Annotated in this window: 1 protein-coding gene; it reads right to left on the bottom strand. The window is 51.9% G+C overall.

Annotated features, from left to right (window positions below):
* Positions 1-8: 8 nt before the first annotated feature.
* Positions 9-461, bottom strand: a complete 453-nt coding sequence (locus AC1D0P_RS26235) for a hypothetical protein (protein ID WP_477679402.1) — start codon at positions 459-461, stop codon at positions 9-11.
* Positions 462-850: the final 389 nt, after the last annotated feature.

Below are 850 nucleotides of genomic sequence, written 5' to 3'. Positions count from 1 at the left end.
GTTATGCCTCATGTGAAGAATGCTTTCGCCTGCGAATCTCCAACGCGCGCCGGGAGTCCTTTTGCCTTGGCCATGTCTCTCACTAGGCTTTTGTAGTCGCTCTTGTTCCCCTTACAGAAAAACTTCACATGATTCAGCGCTTCTGAATAAGCGCTAAAGATTTGGAGTTTTCCACCGTTGGCTCCGGTTTCGTAGGGGTCACACGCATCGCACCACCAATGCGGGACTATGTTGTCCAGATAGACGCTGAGGCGAGTCGCGGTATTCGTGCAGTTACGACCCCAGCACTTCGTGGTGTACAGCTTCTTATCGAATTTCTGGACGAGATGCTTAGCCTCGCTTTTCATGGCGAGAAGAGGTCCCGTGGGAGTTTGACCGAGGAGCCAATGAACATAAGCCGGCTCCTTCAGAACAACCTCCTCCATCGACTTGCCTTTGTGTATGCCAACTAACGCTTGCATAGCCCCCTCCCTTATGCATAACTTGCACAGCAATGCCTTCGCAGAATCTCGCAACTACGGCTTGAGTTAGCCACGCKATCCTCTAAAGCAGTCAGCCCTACCAGCTTTTTGAGGATTGCCTGAACCTACATAGCGAGGAACCAAGCAATCCATCAGCATTTGACAAAAAATTTTAGTCCCCTATCGAGTTCAGTCCATCCTCCGATCGGAGGAGTACGTCGTCTTTTTTTTCGCCGTACACGAGATATCGATTGATTCAGCGCGCGGTCTCGAGTCTCAACGCGCCTTGGCTTGGCGTCGGCGCGCCGCGAGCTTAGCCAATATTGCTCATAATTCGTCGCTAGAGCTTGGTTGGGTCGCCAAACGTCTTATTGAGTCGCGCCGCGTCC

This window comes from Polaromonas sp. P1_G2, from assembly GCF_056405515.1.
This window is presented reverse-complemented; position numbering and strand designations above follow the sequence as displayed.